Source organism: Microvirga aerilata, from assembly GCF_016743775.1.
GTDB lineage: Bacteria > Pseudomonadota > Alphaproteobacteria > Rhizobiales > Beijerinckiaceae > Microvirga > Microvirga aerilata.
Map to the genome: position 1 here is coordinate 1 of NZ_JAEQMY010000272.1, position 1416 is coordinate 1416.

Below are 1416 nucleotides of genomic sequence, written 5' to 3' on the forward strand. Positions count from 1 at the left end.
GGTTCACCAAACTGAATCACACCCACTCCAGCCCGGGAAATCACGAACGAGTCAGACCTTCAGGGACTTGGTATTAGTTGCTGTAGCTCGACGGGATTGGCTGATGGCGGTGGAGGCCATCACAGTCACCGCAAACTGGTTCTGCTCCATCCTCCTGGCCCCGAGGAGAAGTAGAACAGCAGTCCTCCAACAATGGCGAGGCGCTCGAAAAGCTCGACGCTTTGCTGAGGACGAAGGAGCATGTTCAACCCAGAGTGACCGTAGCTCATCCAGAGACTGACCCCTGTGAAGCCGATCAGCGCCAAGGCTGTCCAGCGTGGCCACAATCCGATGAGCAAGGCCAAGGGTCCGAGGAACTCGGCAGCTACCATGATGCCTGCGAGCACTGCCGGGTAAGGCATCCCCTTTGCCGCGAGGGATGATGTGAAGGACGAGAAAGCCATGAGCTTATTGAACCCAGACGGCAGGAACAAAGCCGCCACAAACACGCGACCCAAAAGCAATGCCAAATCTTCGCTGCGGCTCAACACGAGCTTTCTCCTAAGGTCCTGGAGTATGACAGACTGCAAGGATTTGACCCGCTCAGTCGCAGCAAACAGATGATCCCAGGTCGGTTAGGATTCAGTTACAGGCAAGATCGAAGGTAACATCATCTCGTTGAGATTGGTGGCACAGGTACCCCACGCCACCGGATGCCCGTCCTTGGTTTACTTCATACCAGCAGACCCATATGCTCAGCGGCGCTTACTTCAGGATAATATTCAGGCTTCCCGTCTATGCCAGCACCACCGACCGAGAGCGGCTCCCCGTCGTGGACGGAGGATGACCGCCTTGGCAATCACCGCACGTTCGTAGTGAGTGTCAGAGACGAAGCGGGGACAGTTGTGCTTAGGGCTGCCCTGTCTCTTGTGGTCGAGGAGGGCACCCTTGATGACTAGGCGTCAATCCTCGTTGCTTCGACCATTCTGCCCTTGAGCATCGTGTAGATGCCCTGAAGCTCCTTCTGAAGGAACTCAAGACGTTCCAACAACTCAGCATCTGTCACTTGTGCTGAGGCTGCCGGACTGGAAGGCCGGTCATCGGCGACACTGCGAATTTCTCCTAGGGCAGTCCTACCAATCCCAGGGGTCGCCAGCCACTGCTTGTCTGGAATACGCGTCATCTCGCGGATGCTAGGGCAACGGCCCTGAAACTCGTAAAGGACGGCTGCTCTCACTCGCGATGAAACTGCCTCAAGAGGAAATGGATCATCTAACTTCATGTACCCTCCCGCAACGCTTGTTTGTCCGCTATGGCTAAGGACGATCTTGGCAGCTACAGGGCAAGAGCTAGACCTTTGTTAGCACTACAGTTGCACCTCCTGCGCATGGGTTCATAATCTCCTGATCTGACACAGGAGGCTGCCATGACGGGTGT

The 1416-nt window shown here is 55.9% G+C and carries 2 protein-coding genes; both read right to left on the bottom strand.

The genetic code is table 11. The annotated features are described in order from the left end of the window. Positions 1-125: 125 nt before the first annotated feature. Positions 126-527, bottom strand: coding sequence for a DoxX family protein (locus tag JKG68_RS32285; protein WP_202066510.1), 402 nt, complete (start codon positions 525-527; stop codon positions 126-128). A 407-nt stretch (positions 528-934) separates the two neighbouring features. Continuing rightward, the gene (locus JKG68_RS32290) at positions 935-1261 is read right to left on the bottom strand and encodes a hypothetical protein (RefSeq protein ID WP_202066512.1); all 327 of its coding nucleotides are present in this window, start codon (positions 1259-1261) and stop codon (positions 935-937) included. Between the last annotated feature and the right edge of the window lie 155 nt (positions 1262-1416).

What these genes read in the sequence shown, in the direction of transcription:
- JKG68_RS32290 (WP_202066512.1), bottom strand. Translation starts at nt 1,261, where the DNA reads ATGAAGTTAGATGATCCATTTCCTCTTGAGGCAGTTTCATCGCGAGTG.